17 protein-coding genes are annotated in these 20,061 nt (G+C 63.5%); 13 read left to right on the top strand and 4 right to left on the bottom strand.

Translation table 11 applies throughout. From position 1 onward, the window contains the following. The first annotated feature begins 1 nt into the window (after window position 1). From JQ628_RS07020 to galE, 4 genes are all read left to right on the top strand, one after another. Window positions 2-790, top strand: coding sequence for a class I SAM-dependent methyltransferase (locus tag JQ628_RS07020; RefSeq protein WP_212221278.1), 789 nt, complete (start codon window positions 2-4; stop codon window positions 788-790). 367 nt (window positions 791-1,157) lie between these two features. Continuing rightward, window positions 1,158-3,461 carry an exopolysaccharide transport family protein gene (locus JQ628_RS07025; protein ID WP_212221280.1) on the top strand — a complete coding sequence of 768 codons (2,304 nt, stop codon included), beginning with the start codon at window positions 1,158-1,160 and terminating at the stop codon, window positions 3,459-3,461. Then, window positions 3,454-4,278, top strand: a complete 825-nt coding sequence (locus JQ628_RS07030; RefSeq protein ID WP_212221282.1) for a WecB/TagA/CpsF family glycosyltransferase — start codon at window positions 3,454-3,456, stop codon at window positions 4,276-4,278. Before JQ628_RS07025 ends, JQ628_RS07030 begins: the two co-directional genes overlap by 8 nt. Before the next feature lies 1 nt (window position 4,279). Beyond that, a complete protein-coding gene (galE, locus tag JQ628_RS07035; RefSeq protein WP_212221284.1) occupies window positions 4,280-5,314 on the top strand; it encodes a UDP-glucose 4-epimerase GalE in 1,035 nt (344 codons plus the stop codon). A gap of 1 nt (window position 5,315) precedes the next feature. Here the strand turns inward: galE and JQ628_RS07040 are convergent, their stop codons facing one another. Beyond that, window positions 5,316-5,918 (bottom strand): 3-keto-disaccharide hydrolase, encoded by a 603-nt coding sequence (locus JQ628_RS07040; RefSeq protein ID WP_249127592.1) that lies wholly within the window; start codon window positions 5,916-5,918, stop codon window positions 5,316-5,318. A 219-nt stretch (window positions 5,919-6,137) separates the two neighbouring features. On the opposite strand from JQ628_RS07040, the gene JQ628_RS07045 reads away from it, so the two are divergent. From JQ628_RS07045 to JQ628_RS07060, 4 genes are all read left to right on the top strand, one after another. Continuing rightward, window positions 6,138-6,644, top strand: a complete 507-nt coding sequence (locus JQ628_RS07045) for a cupin domain-containing protein (protein WP_249127593.1) — start codon at window positions 6,138-6,140, stop codon at window positions 6,642-6,644. A gap of 6 nt (window positions 6,645-6,650) precedes the next feature. Continuing rightward, a complete protein-coding gene (locus tag JQ628_RS07050) occupies window positions 6,651-7,751 on the top strand; it encodes an amidohydrolase family protein (protein ID WP_212221288.1) in 1,101 nt (366 codons plus the stop codon). Window positions 7,752-7,809: 58 nt separating this feature from the next. Further along, entirely contained in the window at window positions 7,810-8,034 is a 225-nt protein-coding gene (locus JQ628_RS07055; RefSeq protein ID WP_212221290.1) for a DUF2171 domain-containing protein, read from the top strand. 67 nt (window positions 8,035-8,101) lie between these two features. After that, a complete protein-coding gene (locus tag JQ628_RS07060; protein ID WP_212221292.1) occupies window positions 8,102-8,443 on the top strand; it encodes a hypothetical protein in 342 nt (113 codons plus the stop codon). On the opposite strand, the gene JQ628_RS07065 is transcribed toward JQ628_RS07060, so the two are convergent. After that, window positions 8,417-11,974: a sensor domain-containing phosphodiesterase gene (locus JQ628_RS07065; protein ID WP_212221294.1), complete on the bottom strand. Its 3,558-nt coding sequence runs from the start codon at window positions 11,972-11,974 to the stop codon at window positions 8,417-8,419. The genes JQ628_RS07060 and JQ628_RS07065 overlap by 27 nt on opposite strands. Before the next feature lie 314 nt (window positions 11,975-12,288). Between JQ628_RS07065 and JQ628_RS07070 the strand changes: the two genes are divergently transcribed. Genes JQ628_RS07070 through JQ628_RS07090 form a run of 5 tightly spaced genes read left to right on the top strand, consistent with a single transcriptional unit; the run spans window position 12,289 to window position 18,244 of the window. Continuing rightward, window positions 12,289-13,341: an Ldh family oxidoreductase gene (locus JQ628_RS07070; protein WP_212221296.1), complete on the top strand. Its 1,053-nt coding sequence runs from the start codon at window positions 12,289-12,291 to the stop codon at window positions 13,339-13,341. A gap of 13 nt (window positions 13,342-13,354) precedes the next feature. Beyond that, window positions 13,355-14,722, top strand: coding sequence for an LLM class flavin-dependent oxidoreductase (locus JQ628_RS07075; protein WP_212221298.1), 1,368 nt, complete (start codon window positions 13,355-13,357; stop codon window positions 14,720-14,722). A gap of 22 nt (window positions 14,723-14,744) precedes the next feature. Then, window positions 14,745-15,530 (top strand): fumarylacetoacetate hydrolase family protein, encoded by a 786-nt coding sequence (locus tag JQ628_RS07080; RefSeq protein ID WP_212221300.1) that lies wholly within the window; start codon window positions 14,745-14,747, stop codon window positions 15,528-15,530. 3 nt (window positions 15,531-15,533) lie between these two features. Beyond that, the gene (locus JQ628_RS07085; protein WP_212221302.1) at window positions 15,534-17,267 is read left to right on the top strand and encodes a thiamine pyrophosphate-requiring protein; all 1,734 of its coding nucleotides are present in this window, start codon (window positions 15,534-15,536) and stop codon (window positions 17,265-17,267) included. A 20-nt stretch (window positions 17,268-17,287) separates the two neighbouring features. Then, complete coding sequence (locus JQ628_RS07090; RefSeq protein WP_212221304.1) at window positions 17,288-18,244, top strand: Bug family tripartite tricarboxylate transporter substrate binding protein; 957 nt, start codon at window positions 17,288-17,290, stop codon at window positions 18,242-18,244. On the opposite strand, the gene mctP is transcribed toward JQ628_RS07090, so the two are convergent. Further along, window positions 18,228-19,724, bottom strand: coding sequence for a monocarboxylate uptake permease MctP (gene mctP, locus JQ628_RS07095; RefSeq protein ID WP_212221306.1), 1,497 nt, complete (start codon window positions 19,722-19,724; stop codon window positions 18,228-18,230). The genes JQ628_RS07090 and mctP overlap by 17 nt on opposite strands. Before the next feature lie 13 nt (window positions 19,725-19,737). Beyond that, entirely contained in the window at window positions 19,738-19,917 is a 180-nt protein-coding gene (locus JQ628_RS07100) for a DUF3311 domain-containing protein (protein WP_212221308.1), read from the bottom strand. Window positions 19,918-20,061 lie beyond the last annotated feature (144 nt).

Genomic DNA, 20,061 nt, shown 5'->3' on the forward strand with positions numbered 1-20,061 from the left:
AATGAACAAAATGGCAGCCCTCGATTTCTCGTCCTCCACCGGCGCGGTGCAGGCGCATCCGCAGTCCCTGCTCGACCTGCCCCATGGCGAAGCCCGGCAGAGCCTGCTCACGGTACACAGCATTCTTGAAGCAAGGTTGCCGAAAGCACCGCTCGCGATCTACGAAGCCGGCGGCGGTTCAACCAGTTTTCTGCCGCTGAGCGTGCTCGGCCGTGCGCATGTGACCGTGGTCGACATCGATGAAGACCAGATCCGCAACAATACCTACGCCCAGCAGACGATCCTCGGCGACATCCAGACGCACCGTTTTCCGCCTGATAGTTTCGACCTTGTGATCTGCTACAACGTCATCGAGCACGTGCCCGACGTCGACGCGGCGCTGCGCGGCTTCTGCCAGTCGATCAAGCGCGGCGGCCTGATCCTGATCGGCGCACCCAATCCGCGCTCATTGTCGGGCGTCGTCACAAAATACTCGCCGCACTGGTTCCACGTCTGGTTCTACCGCCATGTGCGCGGCGACAAGAAGGCCGGCCTGCCAGGCCAGGCGCCGTTCCCCACTCATTTCCATCCGCTCGTCACGCTGGCGAACCTCGAAGCGTTCGCGAAGCTGAATGGCCTGCAAGTGATCTACAAGAAGGAATATGAGAGCCCGCGCTATCCGGAAATGCGCAAGCGCATGCCGATGCTCGCTCGCCTGATCGACGTCGGCGCAAAAATCCTGAACGCCCTGTTGCCGGGCAAGCGCGACGTGCGCCACGGCGACTACCACGTGATCCTGCGAAAGCTCTGAACCGTGAACGCGATCCGGCCCGAAGCAAGCGTTGATTTGAGCCGTCGTCCGGCGATGCATTCGCGCGCGGGCGACGGTTTTCGGCTGCGCCGCTTCGACGAAGATCGAACCACTAACGGATCGTTAATTTATGCGAGGCCCGCGCGGCCGAACGAGCGCGCCTGCATGCGGATAGTGCACCGGGAAAACTCCAGTTCTCGCCACAGCGGCAACGGTTTGTTTGCCTTTTCGGTGAATAGTCCCTCAATGAGTATGGTTAATTTTTCCTGTTGCGTTGTTTCCGCGTTCCCCGTTTGCGCGCGTGGCGTAACCCGAAGAGTAACCCCTCAGCCGTCGTGTGTTGCCGCTGGAATGAAAGCTGGGGCCGATGCTGCAATATGACCAACCGATAGGCCAGGCGAAGCCCGACCCGCGGCCAGCACCGTCGGCGGGCTTTGACGTGCTTGAACTGGTCAATGTGCTCTGGCGGCGGCGGCTGATGATCGCCGGCGCCGCGCTGCTCGGCGCTTGCGCAGCCGTTGCCATCGGCAAGAGCCTGACGCCGCGATATACGGCCAGCGCACAGCTTTATGTCGATCCGCGCGAGCTTCAGCTTGTCGAGCGCGAACTCACACCGCGCTCGCAGGACGTCTCGGGCCTCGCCATCGTGGTGGAAAGCCAGGCGCGCCTGATCACCTCGAACAAGGTATTGCTACAGGTGATCAAGGATACGAACCTCGAGAAGGATCCCGAGTTCGGCGGCGGTCCCGCAACGAAGGGCATGTTTGCCACCCTGATCGGCGTGTTTGGCGTCGAACTGAAGCCGACAGCTGAACAGCGCAAGGAGAGCGAACTTGCAACGCTGGACGCGCTGAACAAGCACATCAATGTGAAGAAGACCGACCGCAGCTTTATCGTCGACGTCGACGTCTGGTCGGTCAATCCGGAAAAGGCGGCACAGCTCGCCAACGCCATCGCAAAGGCCTATCTCACGGAATCCTCGCGGTCGCAGGCCTACGCCGCGCGGCGGGCGACCTCCGACCTGTCGGGCCGGCTCAAGGAGTTGCAGGAGCGGCTGCGCAACGCCGAGAACGAGCTTGCGACTTACAAGGCGCAGAATAATTTCATCGGCACTCAGGACACGCTGATCAGCGACCAGCAGCTTTCCGCCAGCAACCAGCGGCTCGCTGCGGCGCGGGCGCTGACGCTGGACGCGCAGGCCAAGTACGACCAGATCGAGGCCAGCCGCCGCGCTTCAACCGATGCCGGCGCGATTCCCGAGGCGCTTCAGTCTCCCACCATCGCCAATCTGCGGGCACAATACGCCGATGCGCGCAAGCGCCAGGCCGAGCTGATGAGCGAGCTCGGTCCGCGGCATCCTGCGCTGCGTCAGGTCGAGCAGCAGGTGGGCGATCTCAAGCGCAACATCAACGAAGAGCTCGACCGCTTCGTGCAGTCGGCCAAAAACGATCTCACCCGCGCGCGCGAATACGAAGCCTCGCTCAACAAGGCGCTGGAGACGCAGAAGCGCCAGAGCGTGCAGATGAGCCAGGCCTCCGTGCGCTTGCGCCAGCTCGAGCGAGAAGTGGAAGCCAGCCGCGACGTCTATCAATCCTTCCTGAAACGTTCGCGCGAGATCGAGGAGCAGGAAAGCCTCAACACCTCGAATGCCCGCATCACCAGCGACGCCACCGTGCCGCAGTTCCGCACCTTCCCGCCGCCGATGAGCCTGCTCGCGATGGTCGGCTTCATGTTCGGCGGTCTGGCCGCGGCCGGCTGGAGCATCGCGGCCGATCAGCTCAAGCGGCGGGAATCCGGGATTCAGCCGAATACGCCGGCACCGCCCGCTTCCTCGACGAAGCGGACGACGGCTGCGCCGATCAAGACACAAGCGCCGGTAAGCCCGCCACCTCGACCGCATCAGCCTGCGCCGGCGCGCGCGGAAAAGCCGCTGATCGCGCGCCTGCAAGAGTCTGACGTCGTGCGGACGCTCGGCGGCATCTTTGCCACTGGCACGATGCCGGACGCCACGCGCATGGGCTGGCCGACGCCGCGCGCGGGCGAGCCCACGGCATTCGCGACCGCCATGCGCGAGATCCGCACAAGAGTCGCCGGACGTGGTGTCCCCAATACCATTCCAGTCGTGGCCGTGCTCGGCCCCGGCGAGGGTCTCGAGCGCAGCATCGCCGCGATGAACATCGCGCTCGCCGCCGCGCGCGACGGCGCCAGCGTGCTGATGATCGACGCCGACCATGCCTCGCATGCGCTCTCGGACAAGGTCGCGGGCTTCGGCAAGGCCGAGCCCAGCCGGCTTGGCTGGCTTTCGATCGGCAGCAAGGCGTTCCGTGCGATCAGGACCGCCAACGGCATTTCGATCCTGCCCACAGTCAAGGGCTCCGATGTCAAGGCAAGCGAAGCGATCCGCAAGGCGATCGCGCAGGCGCGTTCCGCCGGCGGCTATGACCTCGTCATCCTCGACGGCCCGGCCATGCCGGGCAGCGAGGCCGACCGCAAGCTGATCGAGATCGCCGACGGTCTCGTCGCGATCCTGCCGGTCAGCCTCGACATCAATGAATGCATGGAAGAGATCATCGAAAGTCTTGATGGCGCCGAGCGCAAGCTGGTCGGCGTCGTCCTCAATGAATTGAACCCAACTCATACTCATCGCCAGCGGGACCAACGATATGCGTGAGCGTCGCATCAATCCGATCGGAAGGGCCGCCACATCAGGCGTTCCCCGCATCACACTGGGCGGGTTGCGGCTCGCCGTGCTCGACCTCGAGCAAACCGCCGATTTCATGATCGACATGGTTTTCCCGCAGCGGCGGGCCACCCGTCCGCTGTACCTGACCTCCGCCAATGGCGAGGTGCTGGCGCGCTGCTCGACCGAGCCGATGACCGACCGCCTGTTCCGGTCGGCCGACCTGATCAATGCCGACGGCCAGCCGCTGGTCACGGTGTCGCGCCTCAAGTCGAACACGCCGCTGCCGGAGCGTGTCGCCACCACCGACCTGTTTCACGTCGTCGCGCGCAAGGCGCAGGCCGCCGGGCTCTCCTTCTACATGTTCGGCGCGGACGAGGCCGAAAACACTGCTGCGGTCGCCAACGTCCGCAAGATGTATCCGCAGCTGAAGATCGTCGGACACCACCACGGCTATCTGCGCGGCGAAGCGATGCGCGCCAAGGTCGACGAGATCAACGCGCTGGCGCCCGACTATCTCTGGATCGCGCTCGGCGTGCCCTATGAACAGGCCTTCGTCGAGGAGTACACCCCGCACCTGTCAAATGTCGGCGTCATCAAGACGTCGGGCGGGTTGTTCAACTTCCTTTCAGGCAGCCGTTCGCGTGCACCGAAATGGATGCAGGACGCAAGCCTCGAATGGGCCTGGCGCATCTGGCTGGAGCCGCGCCGGCTGTTCTGGCGCTATCTGACCACCAACCCGCGCGCGCTCTATCTGTTGTTCAACAAGAGCCGCCCGCAGGTCACCGACCGCAGCGAGCACAACTGACATGGCAAAGCGTCCTGCCATCCTGGTGACGGGCGGCGCGGGCTATATCGGCTCGCATTGCTGCCGCGCGCTGGAGAAGGCCGGCTTCCGCCCTGTCGTCTATGACAACCTCTCCACCGGCCATCGCAGTTTTGTCAGCGGCGCGCTCGTTGTCGGCGATATCGCCGACAAGGCGACGCTGGCGCGCGCCTTTGCCGAGCACGAGATAGCGGCCGTGATGCATTTTGCGGCCTCCAGCCTCGTCGGCGAATCCGTGGCTGATCCGCAAAAGTACTATCTCAACAACCTTGCCGGCACGCTGGCGCTGCTCGACGCGATGCGCGAGGCGCAGTGTAACCGGCTGGTGTTCTCATCGACCGGCGCGGTCTATGGCAATGCCGACAGCAAGGCGCTGCCCGAAAACTACAACTGCGCGCCGATCAATCCCTATGGTGCCTCAAAATTCATGATCGAGCGCGTGCTGACGGACTATCGCGTGGCCTACGGCCTCGGCGCGTTCGCGCTGCGCTACTTCAACGCCAGCGGCGCTGATCTGGCCGGCGGCATCGGCGAGCTGCGTGAGATCGAAACCCATCTCATTCCGCGCGCGATGATGGCGCTACAGGGCCACGTGCCTGATTTCGCCGTGTTCGGCGACGACTACGACACGCCCGACGGCACCGCGATCCGCGACTACATCCATGTCACCGATCTCGCGGCCGCGCATGTCGCGGCGCTCAAGCTGTTGCTGGAGGGCCATTCCGGCGGCGCCTTCAATCTCGGCACCGGCAACGGCTTTTCGGTGCGCGAGATCCTGGCGGCGATCGCAACCGAGACCGGTCGCGAGGTGCCGCATGTCGTCAAACCGCGCCGCGCAGGCGATCCCACCTATCTGGTTGCCGATGCTTCGGCGGCGCGCGACGTCCTGAAGTTCGTGCCGAAACATTCAGACTTGAAAACCATCATCCGCACCGCTTGGGCCTGGCACAGGAAGGCTCACCCGCTGAAGACGGGAGAGCCGGCCAATTCGGACAAAAGTCTTTCGCCGGCTGCGTGATCTACAGCGGCTTGATCTGCACCTTGCGCCACTTGATCACGCCGGAGCCGTATTGCAACGCGATCGGCCCGCTGGCGAGCTTGGAATCCTGCGCGTCGACCGTTTTCTGTCCATTGAATATAACGACCAGATGCGGGCCCTTGGCGGTGATGTCAAACGTGTTCCACTTGCCGCCGGCCTTCGGCATCGGATCGACCTTGCCGACGTCGACGATCGCGCCGGTGCCGTAGGTCGGGTCCGGACGCTTGTCGAAGATGTTGACCTCGTAGCAGAGCTTGGAGTCGATCTTGCCGCGCTCGGCGCAGCGGATGAAGATGCCGCTGTTGGTGTCGTCATCGGCCCAGAACTCGGCCTTGATCTGGAAATCCTTCCAGGATTCTTTGCTGACGAGATAGGAAGGATCCTTGCCCTCGGTGATCTTGTCGGCAACGAGCGCGCCGTCCTTCATCGCCCAATTGGCTTTGCCGACCTCGGTCCAGTCTCCCATCTTGCTGCCGTCAACCAGCGTGACCCAGCCGTCCTGGCCGGAAGCCGTGCCGGAAAATTGAATGGCGGCGGCGCCGATCAACAGGCCGGCGGCGAGTGTCGCGAGATGCTTGGTCAAGGTTAGTCCTCCCGGTTTGATTTTGGTTGGCTGAAACCTATCACCGCGACGCGCGGCGTAAATACGGCATTCATGCTGCGTTGCAGTTTGTTCTGCCATGGCGACGCCGGTCACACATGCAGGCGCATGTCTTGTCGTTCGGGCGAAGGCGCGGCTAGCATCGCGGTGACATTCAAGACGAGCACATCCGAACTCGCGAAGTTGGCAAGAGAGGAACAGATGCCGAATGCCCGTCCCTGGCGATACCTCGTGGCGCCGCTGGCGCTGGCCGGCATGCTCGGCTTCGCTTGCGCCGCCGAGCTCAATCCGGCCGCCGTCACCTACAAGCTGCCGGACCAGATTCCATGGGGTCCGGTGAACCCGTCAGGCTCGCAACAGGCTGTCGTTGTAGGGGATTTGAACAAGCCGGGCTTCTACGTGGTCTACAACCGATGGACCAAGGGCAATCATTTCAGCCGGCCGCATTTCCATCCCAACGACCGCTACATCGTCGTGCTGCAAGGCACATGGTGGGTGGGATCGGGACCGAAATTCGATCCCGACAACGCCGTGGCGATGCCGGCCGGCAGTTTCGTCACGCATTACGGCAAGCAGGTGCATTGGGACGGCGCCAAGGACGAGGACACCGTGCTGCTGATCATGGGCGAAGGCCCGGCGACGTCGACGCGGGCAGAAGATAAACAAACCCCGGCGCGGCAACTCTATTCCACGAATTTTTCTCCGTGAGGACGCATGACTCTCCTGTTTCAGTGCAAGACGTGCGGCCCCGCAACCGACCACGGCAGCGCGCCTGCGCGCACCGGAAAAGCAAAACCGTGGCGCACCATCGACATCCATTGCCACTGCATGGTGCCCGAAGCCAATGCGATGGTGGAGAAGGCGACCGGCATTGCCGGCGGCGGCCATACGCCGAATGCCAATACCCATGTCAACGAATTGACCAGGCGCATTCAGCCGCAGCGCGGCAAGATCGATTTTCCAAAGCTGACCGATCTCGAGACGCGGCTGGCCGAGATGGACCGCACCGGCATCGATGTGCAGGTAGTCTCGCCCTATCCCGGCCATTTCGTCTATGCGGCGCCGCCGGAGGTGGCGCGCGATAGCTGTCATATCGTCAACAACCATATCGCCGAGATGATCGCCAAGCACCCGGACCGGCTGATGGGCATGGGCATCGTGCCGTTGCAGGACCCCGGCATGGCGGTGGCCGAGCTCGACCGCACGGTGAAGCAGCTCGGCTTTCGCGGCGTCGAGCTCTGCACCAATGTTCGCGGCGTCGATCTTACCCGCGCGGGCCTCGAAAAATTCTTCGCACGCGTCGAGGAGCTCGGCGTGATGATCTTCTTGCATCCGTTCGGCACCAGCCTGGTCGGCCGCATGGAGGATCACTATTTTCCGAACACGATCGGGCATCCCCTCGATTCAGCGCTGTGCGTGGGACAACTGATCTTCGACGGTTACCTCGAACGCTTTCCAAAGCTGAAGATCTGCATCGCCCATGGCGGCGGCTATCTGCCGGCCTATTGGGGCCGCTTCGATCATGCCTGGGCACATCGCGAGGATTCCCGTGTCCATATCAAGAAGCCCCCGTCGGAATATCTGAGAAAGCTCTATTTCGACACGGTCGTGTTCGACGAGCGCGAACTCAAACATTTGATCGAGATCTGGGGCGCCGACCATATCATGCTCGGCACCGACTATCCCTTCGACATGGCGGAACCGGACCCGGTCGGTTTCCTCGGCCGCGTCAAGGGCGTCAGCAAAGAAGACATGGCGCTGGTCGCAGGCGGCAACGCGGAACGGTTGCTGGGACTGGCCAAGGCGAAGGCCTAGCAACCTTTGCTGCGGCCGGGCGTTTTCGTCTCACCTTATTGTTCAAGGGAGAAGCAACATGACCGCTGCCGCAGATATCAGGGAACACATGGACGTCATTTCTTCCGACAAAAAGACGGTCGGCAAGGTCGATCACATGGAAGGCGCCGACAAGATCAAACTGACGAAATCAAGCTCACCGGATGGCAAGCATCACTTCATTCCGCTTTCCTGGGTCGATCACGTCGACCAGCACGTGCACCTCAACAAGTCGGGTTCGGACGTGACGTCGCAATGGCAGTAACGGCGACCCGTCCGCGGGATTGTTTCCTGCGTTGAAGCCGCTAACATCGAGGCTCAGGAGAGCCTCGATGCATCCGGCGGCAAGATTGCAGTTCAAGCGCGTCATGGACGAATTCGTGCAGTGGCGCGCGATCGCGGAAGACGAACGTCCTCCAGCTCCTGCCTGGTGGTGGGGGCCGGCGTTCGAGTTGTGCGATATCGATGAACGGCTGCCGCTCCACTGGTGCGGCCCGCTCCGTCTTCCGCAAGGGGCGAGCTATGCGGCAGCCGCGAAGGTGCTGCGCGATGCGATGGCCGGGCAGACACTGGTTCCGTGGCCCTATGATTTTTCCAGCAAGGTGAAATCGACGGATTCCGACGTGCGGGACCTGCACGTGCAGCCGTCAGACGACAGCGCGTTTCCGCCGTGACCCGTGCGCCGGTTTCGCGGGCGCGCTATCCGGCTGTAGCGGCGGCGAAACCAGCGCCGGCGGCGCTTTCAACAGGCGCGCCAGTTCTTTTGCCGGCAGCGGCTTGCTGAACAGGTAGCCCTGCATCTCGTCGCAGGCATGACTGCGCAAGAACGCCTGCTGCTCGGCGGTCTCGACGCCTTCGGCGACCACGGTCATGCCGAGCGCCTTGCCCATGCTGATGATCGCCTGCGCGATCGCCTGATCCTCCGAATCCTTCGGCAGGTCGCGCACGAAGGAGCGATCGATCTTGATCGTATCGATCGGGAACTGCTTCATCAGCGACATCGACGAATAGCCGGTGCCGAAATCGTCGATCGCAAGGCGAATGCCACGGCTCTGGATCGCGTTCAGCACCTTGATGGCGCGCGCGACGTTGCGCATCACCATGCTCTCGGTGACCTCGAGTTGCAGCAGCACCGCCGACATGCCGCTGGCGGCGAGTGCGTCGTCGATGTCGTGCAGCAGGCGCTCGTCGGCGAATTGCCGCGGCGACAGGTTGACCGCCATCGACACCGGCCGCAGACCGCGGCGCTGCCAGGCCATATTCTGCGCGCAGGCCTCCTTCAGCACCCAGCGGCCGATCGGCACGATAAGGCCGGTTTCTTCCGCCAGCGGAATGAACTGCATCGGCGGCACCAGGCCCAATTCCGGGTGCTGCCAGCGCAGCAGCGCCTCGACGCCGGTGACCTGACCGCTCACCATGTCCACCTTGGGCTGGTAATGCAGCGAGAACTGACGGCGCTCCAGCGCGCGGCGCAGCGCCGTTTCCAGCGTCAACCGCTCGATCGACTGGGTCTTGATTTCCCGGGTGAAGAAGCGAAAGCCGTTCTTGCCGTCTTCCTTGGCGAGGTACATCGCCATGTCGGCGTTCTTGGTCAGCGCCCGCACGTCGGTGCCGTCCTGCGGATACATCGCGATGCCGATAGAAGCGGTGGCGTGGCATTCATGGCCGCTCAACATCAGCGGCTGGCTCAGCGTCGACAGAATGTTTGCGGCGATCCGCTCCACATCGCGACGCTCGGCGGTCTCTTCCAGGATCACGACGAATTCGTCGCCGCCGAGCCGGGCCACGATGTCGCTCGAACGCAGGGCGTTGCGCAGACGGCCGGCGACCTCCACCAGCAGCCTGTCGCCGGCTTCATGCCCGAGCGAGTCGTTGATCACCTTGAAGCGGTCGAGGTCGATGAACAGCACCGCGAACTGCCGCCGGTAGCGCCCGGCGGCCTCGATCGCATGGCGCAGCAGCCCATTGAACATCTCGCGGTTGGGCAGTTGCGTCAGGCTGTCATGCGAGGCGAGATATTCGATGCGCTCGTCCGCGCGGCTCTTCTCGTCGGCACGGTCAAAACTCTCCAGCGCGAACGAGACGTTATCGGCCAGCCGCTGAAGCAACTCGGAAAATTCCGCCGTGAACGTGTCCTTTTCCAGCGAGATGAACAGCATGACGCCGACCACCTTTCCCGCGACAAGCAACGGAAATGCGGCTCCTGACTTTGCGCCATCCTTGTTCGCCTGGGCGTGGAATGCCTGTGTGCTCTGGCTCGCCAGATAGTCGTTGCTGATGCAGGCGCTTGCCGTGCGGTAGGCCGTGCCGGCGAGGCCACGTCCCTCAGGACGCGCTTCGTTGAAGGAAACCCGGACCTGGCGCGAGCTCTCGGCTTTCGGACCGGCAGCGACGGCGGATACGAAGAAGTCGCTGTCCGGCCGCACCAGCAGGATGTTGGTCGAGGCGAACCGGCCGCCTTGCGCGGCGGCTTCACACACCAGTTCGTAGAGATGAGCGCGGGATTTCGCCCGCATGATCGCTTCATTGGTCGCGCTCAGCGCGGCGAACATGCGTGCGAGGTTATCCTTCTGCTGTTCCGTCTTCGCCTTTTCGTCGGCGCGGGCGAAATTCTCGAGCGCGAAGGAAATGTTGTCGGCCAGCCGCTGGAGCAGCTCGGTAAATTCCCCGCTAAACGTGTTCTTCTCCGAGGAAATAAACAGCATTACGCCGGTGACCTGCCCGTCGACCAGCAACGGAAAGGCGGCTCCCGACTGTGCTCCGTCGCGCTGAATCACCTGCCGGAAGGCCTCGCCTCGCGGATCATTGGGAAAATCATTGCTGAGGTTTGCTCGCCGCGTACGGAACGCGGTGCCGCAGATGCCGCGCCCCTCCGGGCATCCTTCGCTGGTCGATACATTCAGCCGCCGCGCATTGGCGGCGGTCGGTCCGGCGGAGGCGACCACATCGAGACGGTCGCTGCCGGGCCGCGGCAGCAAAACGCTGGCCGAGTTGAACCGGCCGCCCTTGGCCGCCGCCTCGCAGACGAGTTCGTACAGTTCGGTGCGGCACTTCGCGCGTATGATGGCTTCGTTTGTAGCGCTGAGCGCCGCAAACATGCGGGTGAGACGCTGCTTCTGCTCATCTGCCCGCACCTTCTCGGCCGCGCGCTCGAAATTATCGAGCGCGAACGAGACGTTCTCGGCCACCCGTGCGGCCAGCGCGACGATCCCTTCATCCGTCGCCCAGGACTTGCCCATGAAGAACATCAGCACGCCGACGCTCTTTCCCATCTTGATCAGGGGCAGCGCGACGCAGGCGACAGCGCCGCTGACCCGCTGGGCTTCCTTCCAGGCGCCGCTCCTCGCGGCGATATCGGGGTTGATGCAAGCCTTCTGCGTCCGGAAAGCCTCGCCGCTGATGCCCTGCCCGTAGGGATTTTCGGGATCCCAGGAGAATTTGGTTTGGGTGATGAGATGGATGGCCTGGCCGGTCGCCGCGACCGGCTTGAGCCACATCGAACCCGGTTCGGCGAGCAGCACCACGGTGGCAAAGGACTTGCCGGTATGGACGGCGGCATCGCAGACAAGCTGGTACAATTCGTGCTCGGTCTTGGCACGAAGGATGGCCTCATTGGTGCCGCTGATGACGCCGAACATCTGGTTGAGGCGGCGCGTCGCGCGTTCGCCGGCCTTGCGCGCGGTCTCGCGCTCGAAATTGCCGAGGGCAAAGGAGACATTCGCCGCCATGCGCTCGAGCAGCGAGACGACCTCCTCGTTCAGGGAGCCGGGCTCCCGCCGGGTGACCATGAACACGCCGATCACGCGCTCGTTGCAGGTGAGCGGCAGCGCCGCGGCGGCGCCGACCCCGCCCGCGCGCGCGCCGTCGCGCCAGGCCAGCGAACAGGAATCGTTAAGGAAGTCGTTACTGACGCACACCTTGCCGCCGCGAAAGGCTTGGCCGCCGACGCCGGATCCTTCGGGCGTACCGGCAACCGTCGAGATGTCGATGCTGCGCAGCCGCGCGGTGTCCGCGCCGAAGCCGGCCGCGAACCGCAAAAGGCCGGTCGCGGGCTCATGCAGAAAGATGGCGACCGCGAGAAAATCCCCGCTGGAGAAGGCGGCCTGGCAGACCTGCCCGTAAAGCTCCTCGGGCGATTTCGCATAGAGGATCGCTTCGTTGGTGGCATTCAACGCCGCTAACGCTCGTGCGAAATTCGTCGGCAAACCCGGCTCCCTCGGACCATACTGGCCGGCCAGATTAATGGGTGCGAGGTGCCTAAATGCCCGTTATGGGCACGCGGAAACCGCGGGAAAGAGTAAACGGCCTGCCAATAAAGCCCTAACAAACCCCGAAAAATTACCGTTCGTCGATCGAACGGAACCCCGGCGGCCGGCAGCGATGCGCGCGCTGCATTGCACCCACGAATTTGCCGGCAGGTCCCCTCGGGTCATTGCCACCGGCCGGCGGCTTTGAGACCATGGCGGGCCGTGACAAGAAACAAGACCCGCTTCCCATGCGGGCGCGCCAGAGGAAACCCATGCCCATTGTTCAGGCCGACCGCCTCACGCGCATCGGCATTGCCCTGCTCCGGGCGGCCGGCGCATCGGAGGAGGAAGCTCAGGCCGTGGCGATCGGCTGCGTCAACGCCAACCTTGCCGGTCATGACTCACACGGGATTATCGCGATCCCGACCTATATCGACCGCATCAAGGCCAAGCATATCGTGCCCGGCGCGGCGTGGACCATCGTGCAGGAATCGCCGACCACGACCGTGATCGACGGTCAGTGGGGTTTTGGTTTCCACGTCAACAGCAAAGCGATGGAGCTGACCATTGCGAAAGCGAAGACCGCCAACGTCGCCGCCTGCACCGTGTTCCGGCAGAGCCATGTCGGCCGGCTTGCCGCCTATCCATTGATGGCGATGCGCGAGGGCATGATCGGAATTGCCACCGCCGATTCCGGTCGCTCGCCAAAACATGTCGCGCCGTTCGGCGGGCGCGAGGCGCGGCTCGGCACCAACCCGATCTCGATCGCGGTGCCCTCCGATCTCGAGGCGCCGTTTTATCTGGATATGGCGACCTCGGCGGTCGCGGTGGGAAAAGTTTCGCTCGCGGTCGCGCGCGGCGAGCAGATACCGACCGGATGGATCATCGATGCCGAAGGCCGCCACACCACCGATCCGACCCAATACCGCAAGGGTGGCGCGCTGCTGCCGCTCGGCGGCACCGAAGGCTACAAGGGCTCAGGTCTCGCCGCGATGGTCGAGGTGCTGTGCGGGCTGCTGACGGGACTTGGTTTTGGCGTCGAGCCGACCGGCCGGCACAATGACGGCGTGTTCATGGCGGTGTTCAATGTTGCCGCCTTCCGGCCGCTGAAGGATTTCAAGAAAGAAGTCGCCGAGTTCGCGCGCTATCTGAAATCGACGCCGCCGTCGGAGGGCTCGAAGGGCGTGTTCTATCCGGGCGAAGTCGAGTATCTGCGCGAGCAACAATGCCGGCAGAACGGCATCGAGATCGAGGATGCCACCTGGGACAAACTGCGCGCGCTGGCCGGCGAATACGAACTCGCCGCCGAGCTGGGACTGGCGTGAGAAGGAGAGCAGCATGACACGGCAAATGGCGCTGGTTGGTTTCTTGCAGGCACAGAACTGCACCAACCTGCCGAGCTCATGGCGGCATCCGGAATCGCGCGATGATTCGATGTCGTCGGATTACTATCAGGAGATCGGCCGCGTTCTTGAAGCCGGCAAATTCCACATGGCGTTTTTCGACGACCGCCTCGCGATGCCGGACCGCTACGGCAACGACCACGCCCACACCGTGGAATACGGCATCCGCTGCGTGAAGATGGATCCGCTGGTCGTCTTGACCTGCATGGGGATGGCGACCGAAAAGCTTGGGTTAGGTGCAACCGCGTCCACCACCTATTTCGAGCCGTTCGACGTTGCGCGGCGCTTCCAGACGCTCGACCTGATGACGGGTGGGCGCGCGGCGTGGAACGTCGTCACCTCGCTCAACGACGGCGAGGCGCTCAACATGGGCAAGGATTCCCATCTCGAACATGACTACCGCTACGACCGCGCCGACGAGTTCATGGAAGTGGTGCTCGGCCACTGGGACGCCTGGGAAGACGGTTCCGTCATCATGGACAAGAAGAGCGGGCGTTTTGCCGACCCCGCCAAGGTGAAACGGCTCGATCACAACGGGCAATTCTTCAAGTCACGCGGGCCGTTCACCGTGCCGCGCTCGAGCCAGGGCCATCCCGTCGTCATTCAGGCCGGTGCCTCCGGCCGCGGCCAGCGTTTTGCCGGGCGATGGGGCGAAGTGATCTTCACCGCCGCGCGCAATCTCGCCGGCGCCAGGGAAGGCTATGCCGCCGTGAAAAACGAGGCAGCCAACGCCGGCCGCGACCCCGACCAGATGTTCCTTTGCAACCTCACCACGCCGGTGGTCGGCGCCACCAAGGCGGAGGCCGAGGACAAGATGGCGCTGATCAACAAGCTGCCGCTGGAGATCGACGCGCTGTCGCTGCTGGCGGAAGCGTTGAATTATGATTTTGCCTCAAAGGGCCTCGACGAGCCGCTGACGACCGAAGAGCTGAAGAGCATGCAAGGTATCCTCGGCATTCGGGACGGCGTGCTGAAAGCTTCCGGCAAGAGCAATCCGAGCGCGCGCGACTTCGTCACCTTTTCCGGACGCGGCCAGGTGCACGACGCGATTGTCGGCGGGCCGAAGGAGATCGCCGACAAATTGGAAGAGATGTTCGTCGAACGGGGGTGCGACGGCTTTGTCATCGCGGCAACCATCGTGCCAGGCTCCTATGCCGATTTCGTCAAACATGTTGTGCCGGAGTTGCAGCGTCGCGGGTTGTTCCACGAGGATTATTCCGGCAAGACGCTGCGCGAGAATCTCGGCCTGAAGCGCCCGGCCCCGGGCGCATGGAAGGCGCAAGCACGCGCGGCCGCCGAATAAAGAGCAAAGAGGAATTTTGGGGATGCGCTGGCTAAAGTTTACCGCCGCAGGGAAGACTTCCTGGGGCCTGATCGAGGGCGACAAGGTGTTTGCCGTGACCGGCGATCCCTTCGGCGAATGGCAGAAGACCGCGCAATCGCATGCGCTCAAGGACGTCAAGATCGAGCTGCCGCTGGTGCCGCGCACCTTCTATTGCGTCGGCCTCAACTACCTCAAGCATCTGAAGGAAGCCGCCGACAAGGCCGGCACGGTGCCGAATGTGCCCGACCGGCCCGAGATCGGCTATCGCGCCCAGAACGCGCTGATCGCCCATGGCGAGGACGTGGTGATCCCTTCCTTTGCGACCGACAAGATTCACTATGAGGGTGAGCTGGCCGTCGTCATCGGGAAGAAGGCCAAGCATCTCACCGAAGCGGACGCGATGAGTTGCGTGTTCGGCTACACCATCGGCAACGACGTCTCCGAGCGTACCTGGCAGAAGTTGGACCGCGGGCTGTGGCGCTCCAAGAACGCCGATACCTTCAAGCCGATGGGGCCGTGGATCGAGACCGATGTCGATCTCGACAAGATGGAGACCGTGATCCGGGTCAATGGCAAGGAAACCGGCCGCTTCAAAACCAACGACATGATTTTCGGCATCGTGCCGTTCCTGGTCGAATTGACAAAATACTTCACGCTGTGGCCGGGCGACGTGATCTGGATGGGCACCGACGGCGCCTCGCCCGACCTCAGGCATGGCGACGTCGTGGAGATCGGCATCACCGGCATCGGCACCTTGCGCAACCGCTTCGTGCGGGAAGGTCAATAAGACATGGCTCGCTATTCGGCTGCGCATTATTTCCTCGAGGGACTGGTTGATCTCGGGGTCGAATACATCTTTGCCAATCTCGGCACCGACCATGTGTCGCTGATCGAGGAAATGGCGCGCTGGGACAAGGAGGGCCGCAAGCATCCGGAAGTCATCCTGTGCCCGCACGAGGTCGTGGCGGTGCACATGGCCGGCGGCTATGCGCTCGCGACCGGACGCGCCCAGGCGGTGCTGGTGCATGTCGACGCCGGCACCGCGAATGCCTGCATGGCGATCCAGAACCTGTTTCGCTATCGGCTGCCGGTGATGCTGTTCGCCGGCCGCGCGCCACACACGCTGCATGGCGAACTGACCGGCTCGCGCGATAGCTATGTGCACTTCGTGCAGGACCCCTTCGATATCGCCAGCATCGTGCGGCCCTATGTAAAGTGGGAATACTCGCTGCCCTCCGGCGTCGTGGTGAAGGAAGCGCTGGCGCGCGCCGGCGCCTTTGCCCACAGCGATCCGCCCGGCCCCGTCTACATGATGCTGCCGCGCGAGACACTGGCCGAGGAATGGGACGAGGCCGCGATGCCGCCCTATCCGCCGATGCGCTACGGCAGCGTGCAGGCCGGCGGCATCGATCCCGCGCGCGTGGCTGATATCGCTGATACGCTGATGCGCGCGGAGAACCCGGTGGCGTTCGCGGCCTATCTCGGACGCAAGCCGCAGGCGGTGGCGGCGCTGGACCGGTTGGCGCGGACCTGCGGCATCCGCGTCGCCGAGTTCAATTCCATCGATCTCAATATTCCCCAGGATTCGCCCTGCTTTGCCGGCTCCGACCCGCTCGCCTTGCTGGATGGCGCCGATCTCGGCCTGTTGCTCGACACCGATGTGCCGTTCGTGCCGCAATCCGCCAAGCGCGCCGCAGACATCAAGTGGGTTCAGATCGATCTCGATCCACTGAAGGCGGATTTTCCGATGTGGGGATTTGCCACCGATATCCGCGTGCAGGGCGACAGTGGCATCATCCTACAGCAGGTGTGCGACGCCGTGGAGGCCCGCGCCGATGACGGCTATCGCCGCCGCGTTGCCGAACGCATCGCGGGCTGGGACAACGCGCGCACTGCGGCGGCGCAGAAGCGCACTGCTGCCAGCGCGAACAAGGGCGTCAAGGGCGCGCTCAATCCGGCCTTCGTGCTGGCCACGCTGAGCGGAAAGATTTCGCAGGACGATGTCGTGCTCAACGAGGCCATCCGCAACGGGCCGGTGCTACAGGAGCATGTCAAACGAACGAAGCCGCAGAGCTATGTCGGGCTGGCCGGCGGCGGGCTCGGCTTCAGCGGCGGCATGGCGCTGGGATTGCGGCTGGCGCGGCCGGACCGCCGCATCGTGCAGGTGATCGGTGACGGCGGCTTTCATTTCTCCTCGCCGGACAGCGTCTATGCCACCGCGCAACAGTACCAGATTCCGATTTTCACCGTGGTGCTGGACAATGGCGGCTGGCAGGCGGTGAAATCGGCGACGCAGCGTGTCTATCCCAAGGGCGTCGCCGCCGAGACCGATCAGTTCCAGTCGCGCCTGATGTCGGGACGGCAGGGCGAGCGGCGCGATTTTTCGGAAGTGGCAAAGGCGTTCGGCGCCTATGGCGAGTGCGTCAGCGAACCGGACGACCTTGCTGCGGCGATTGATCGCTGCCTGGCCGCGCTTGATGACGGCAAGGCCGCGGTGCTGCATGTTCATGTGACACGGCTCTAGGAACGCTCGGGGGAATTCTCATGAAGGCACTTTTGACAGGCGCCGCGATCGGCCTCCTCGCGCTGACGGCGCCGGCCATCGCACAGGACTATCCGGGCAAGCCGATCCGCCTGATCGTCGGTTTCGCAGCCGGCGGCGGCAACGACATCATCGCGCGCGTATTCGGGCAAAAACTCTCCGAAAGCCTTGGCCAGCCCGTGATCGTCGAGAACAAGCCGGGCGGCGGCGCCATCGTCGCGACCGACTATGTCGCAAAGTCCGCGCCCGACGGCTACACGCTGCTGATGAGCGCCAGCGGCATCTCGATCAATCCGGCCGTCTACGCCAAACTGCCCTATGACGCCATCAACGACTTCGTCGCGGTGTCGGAGCTGGCCGCGTTCCCACTCATCATGATCGTTGCGCAGGACTCGCCGATCAAGTCGGTGGCCGAGTTGGTGGCCTTTGCCAAGGCCAACCCGGACAAGACGAACTATGGCAGCTCGTCCGCCTCGTTCCAGCTCGTCACCGAGCTGTTCAAGATGAAGACCGGCGCACCGATGCAGGCCATTCCCTACAAGAGCGCCAATGAATCGGTGCTAGCGGTGGTCTCGGAGCAGGTCACCACGACGATTGCGGACGCCGGCCCCGTGCTCCAGCAGGTGAAGGGCGGCACCGCGCGGGCGCTGGCGGTTGCCACCGCCAAACGGATTGATGATCTTCCCGACGTGCCGACGCTGAAAGAAGCAGGCGCCGACGTCGAGGCGGTGCTGTGGAGCGGCATTTTCGTGCCGAAGGGCACGCCACCTGCCATCGTCAAGAAGCTGGAAGGCGAATTCATGCGGATCGCGAAAATGCCCGACGTGATCGCCAAGCTTAAGCCAATCGGCATCGAAACCATCGGCAATAGCAGCGAGGAGTTCGCCAAGATACTGGCCGACGACATCGCGCGCTGGAGCGCGGTAGCGAAAGCCGCGAACATCAAGATGGAGCAGTAGCGCCGCTCTTCTCGGACGAGATCGTACGAACAATGGCGGTCGCGATGACGGCCACCGCGATGTTGAGCAACAGCGCGCCGAGCCCGACGTAGAAGCTGTGGCTCTCCCCGCCGAGGGTGAGCGTCGCCAGCGGTTTGAGGCCGTTGCTCCACGCTGTCCAGGATCCCCAGCCGATGCCGGCGGCCCAGCCGAGCAACAGGCCTTCTGCGCGGAACCAGCGCGTGTAAAGGCCGAACACCAGCGCCGGCAAGGTCTGCATGATCCAGAGTCCGCCCAGCAGTTGCAGGTCGAGCGCATATTGCGTCGGCAGGAACAGGATGAAGGCGAGCGCGCCGACCTTGACGATCAGCGACACGATCTTTGCGACGGAGGCCTCGCCGGCGTGGGTGATGTCCGGGTTGACGTAGGATTTCCAGACGTTGCGCGTGAACAGGTTCGCGGCGCCGATGCTCATCACTGCCGCCGGCACCAAAGCGCCGATCGCAATCGCCGCAAAGGCAAAGCCCGTGAACCAGGACGGGAACAACGCCTTGAACATCATCGGCACCACGTCATTGGGCGACTCCACCTTGATGTTGGCGGCGTGGGCCATGTAGCCCATCAGTGCGATCAGGCCCAGCAAGAGCGTGTAGGCCGGCAGCAGGATCGCGTTCCTGCGGATCGTGTTGGCCGATTTCGATGCAAAGACGCCGGTCAGGGTGTGCGGATACATGAAGGCGGCAAAAGCCGAGCCGAGCGCGAGCGTGGCGTAGGCCAGCATCTGGTCGGGCTTGAGGAGAAGGCCAGTGTTGCCGCCCTTGGCCGTGAACGCATCATTGGCCGCCGAGAACACAGCGCCATAGCCGCCGAGCTTTGCCGGCACCACCACCACCGCCACCAGCACCACGATGTAGATCATGGTGTCCTTGACGAAGGCGATCAGCGCGGGCGCCCGCAGGCCGGAACTGTAGGTGTAGAGCGCCAGGATGACGAAAGCGGCGATGAGCGGAAATTCGCCCCTCAGCCCCATCGCCTTGATCACCACTTCCATGCCGATCAGTTGCAAGGCGATGTAAGGCATGGTCGCGATCAGGCCGGTGATGGCCACCGCAAGCTCCAGCGCGCGCGACCGGTAGGCTGCATGCACGACGTCGGCCGACGTGACATGGCCCGCGGCGTGCGCGCGCTTCCACAACACCGGCATGACCGCGAACACGAAAGGGTAGACGATGATCGTGTAGGGCAGCGCGAAGAAGCCATAGGCGCCCACCGCATAGACCAGCGCGGGCACTGCGATGATGGTGTAGGCGGTGTAGAAGTCGCCGCCGACCAGGAACCAGGTGACCCAAGTGCCGAACTGGCGGCCGCCCAGGCCCCATTCATCGAGATGCTCGCTGACCGGGCCGGATTTCCAGCGCGCGGCGAGAAATCCCATTACGGTGACGAGCGCGAAGAAGAAGATGAATATCGAAAGTGCCGTCCATTCGATCTGACCGGGCATGACGATGCCTCCCTCAGGGAGCTTCGTCAGGCGGAAGCCTGCGATAGACGAGCCAGATCAAGAGCGAAGTGACCGGCACCCATGCGAGTTGATACCAGTAGAAGAAAGGAAAGCCGAACAGCGTCGGCTCCATGAAGTTATAGAAGGGCACCCAGAGCAGGCCGATGAACGGCAGCAGCAAGAGGATCCACATGGAGGGTTCTCCCGGCGGCGTTACGTTACGCTGGCGCTCGCACGCCGGCTCTCCCTCCAATCAACTATTTGGGAATCCGATCGTTGCTTCGGTAGCGGGAATTTGCGTGTTGCGGTGCGACGCTCGAAAATGTGATCGCAGTGC

This window comes from Bradyrhizobium lablabi (assembly GCF_018129385.1).
GTDB lineage: Bacteria > Pseudomonadota > Alphaproteobacteria > Rhizobiales > Xanthobacteraceae > Bradyrhizobium > Bradyrhizobium lablabi_C.